Origin of the sequence: Paraburkholderia diazotrophica, from assembly GCF_038900755.1 — a bacterium.
GTDB lineage: Bacteria > Pseudomonadota > Gammaproteobacteria > Burkholderiales > Burkholderiaceae > Paraburkholderia > Paraburkholderia diazotrophica_A.
This window is the reverse complement of record NZ_JBBPEN010000052.1, coordinates 1-2,588: the sequence shown is the minus strand read 5'-3', so window position 1 is coordinate 2,588 and position 2,588 is coordinate 1. Positions and strand designations below refer to the sequence as shown.

The 2,588-nt window shown below is 61.1% G+C and carries 2 protein-coding genes and 1 pseudogene; all 3 read left to right on the top strand.

Annotated features, from left to right (window positions below; genetic code table 11):
* Nucleotides 1-321 (top strand): annotated as a pseudogene (locus AABE10_RS36085) (ATP-binding protein); the annotation flags it as partial.
* Nucleotides 322-430: 109 nt separating this feature from the next.
* Entirely contained in the window at nucleotides 431-1,381 is a 951-nt protein-coding gene (locus tag AABE10_RS36080; protein ID WP_342937821.1) for a hypothetical protein, read from the top strand.
* A gap of 7 nt (nucleotides 1,382-1,388) precedes the next feature.
* On the top strand, nucleotides 1,389-2,588 hold a 1,200-nt coding region (locus tag AABE10_RS36075; protein ID WP_342937820.1), incomplete at its 3' end, for a vWA domain-containing protein.

The window sequence follows — 2,588 nt, the reverse complement described above, 5'->3', positions numbered from 1 at the left end:
GCGGGCGAACTGATGAGCTTTCTCGCAATCTACCGCGAGCTGCCATCACCCGACGCCATCCTGCTCGCGCCGGATAGTGCGCCGATTCCCGAAACGCCCGCCGCGCTCTATGCGGTTAGCACGGCACTGGCCGCACACTCAACCGAAGGCAACTTCGACCGGGTGCTGACCTACAACGACCGGCTGATTGATGCTGGCCGCCGCGAATTCGCGGCGCTGCTCGCACGTGACGCAGTGCGGCGCAAGCCTGAACTGCAGAACACCCACGCGTTCATCCGCGCACAGGGTGGTCCGCTCGGTCAGATCATCCGCGGTCAATAAGCACCGCGCTTCCTGCTTTACCTGTCTTTCCTGTTGCCACGGCCCGCCATGCGGCCCGTGGCTTTTTTCTTTCTGCTGAATCCAATCCCTATCTTTTCTGGAGTCATCCATGAACATCACCGAACTGAAATCCAAGGTCATGCTGTCGTCGGTCACCGTCTCTGCCTGGCAGGGTCGCCGCTTTGACATGAAGGCAACTGAAGCCGTCGAGGCGAAGCATCAGACCAAGGGCATTGGCCGCTTTAACAAGCGTCTGTTACCTGAACACGCGCCGAGCTATCACGAGGTCATGTCGATCGGCAATCGCATCCGCTCGTATTACTACGCCCACACGTTGCAGTATGACCAGCTGGGCGTGCGCCTGTTGCCGACGATGATCTACATGGACGTCGCCGAGCAGCTGCGCAAGATGAAAGACGAGTTCGAGCTGGCCGTGTCGGTCTTCCTGACGGACTATCTGGACCTGAAGGAAAAGGCGCGGGAAGAGCAGAAGGACCTGTACAACGAGGCGGACTATCCGACGCTTGCCGCGATGTCGGGCAAGTTCGGCGTCAAGCTCTCGGTGCTGCCGTTCCCGGACGCCAGCCAGTTTGGCGTGGATCTGCCGCCCGATGTGTTGACCGATCTGCGTACGGAAATCGATCAGCACGTGCTCGCCTCGATTTCGACGGCGAACAATGATCTCGTTGGTCGTCTTTTCGAAGCAGTCTCGAAGCTTGCCGATCGCCTTTACGGCGCGACGAACGTTCGCCTGGATGTGACGAACAACGTGCGCGAGCTCTGCGATCTGCTGCCGAAGCTCAATTTCTCGAATGATCCGAAGCTCAATCACATCCTCGAGCAGGCGAAGCGTCACCTCGCCGTGCACACGGGTGCGGATCTGAAGGAATCGAACGTGCTGCGTTCGCAGGTTGCCGCCAAGGCCTCGGAAATCGAGGGGCTGATGGCGGCATTCATGGGCACGACGCCGGAGCCGATGGTGGATCGCGAGTCGGCGTTCGCGCCGGTCGGGATGACCGTCCAGCCGGAGCAGACGCCGCTGCTGCGCCTCGTTGCATGAGGTGGCCATGGACCCGCGAATCTCGAAACAGCGTACGGCGCTTGTACTGGACCAGCCGTTTTTCGGCGCGCTGGCGCTTCGACTGAAGGCGGTCGAAGATCCGTCGTGCAAGACGTTCTGGACTGACGGGGAGTCGCTGGGCTACAACCCGGCGTATCTCGGCGGACTGAACGATCTTGAGACACGTGGTGTCCTGGCGCACGAAGTTCTGCACGTGGCCAATGGCCACTGCTGGCGTCAGGGCGATCGCGATCCGAAGCTCTGGAACGACGCATGTGACTATGCGATCAATCCGATCGTGCTCGAGGCAGGCATGCTGCTACCAAAGGGTGTGCTGGTCGATGCGCGCTTCAAGGGAAAGTCGGCCGAAGAGATCTATGGCATTCTCGCGCAGGAGAAGCGGCAGAGGGAAAAGCAGCAAAAGCAGCAAAACGAGCAAGGGAAGGGCAAGCAGGACGGTGGCAAACCGGATGCACAGTCTGGCCAGCAGTCGGCTCCACAGCCGAAGCAGCCTGACAGTGCATGCGGGGGTAACAGCCCGCCGCAGTCCTCAAACGCGAACGGCGCGAACACACCGTCCGCCAATCCCGACCCCGGCTCGACTCCCGATGCCGCCCCCTCCTGTGGCGAGGTTCGCCAGTACACCGGCGACGACAAGGCCCTGAAGGAATCGGAATGGAAGGTGGCCGTGTTGCAGGCCGCGAAAGCGGCAAAGATGCGCGGCTCGCTGCCCGGTGCGCTGCAAGCGATGGTGACGGATGCTGTTGAACCCGTTGTCGACTGGCGTCCGATCCTGCATCGTTTTGCGCAGGAATCGTCGCCGACTGACTACACCTTCGCGATGCCGAATCGCCGGTATCTGCACATGGGCCTGTATCTGCCGTCGCTGAACGAACCGGCAGTGGGCGATGCTGTCTTTGTCCGCGACTCAAGCGGATCGGTGTGGGATGAAACGCAGGCGCAGTTCGCGGCGGAAATCATCGCAGTGAACGCCGGTGTGCAGCCGCGACGGCTGATCGTGATGGATTGCAACACGCGAGTAACACAGGTCCAGACATTCGAGCGCGGTGACGCGGTTGATCTTGAACTGCTACCTGTGCGCGGCGGTGGGGGGACCTCATTCGTCGAGCCGTTCGAGCGGCTTGCGAAAGAAGGAATCCGCCCCGCATTCCTGGTTTATCTCACCGACATGGACGGCCCGTTTCCC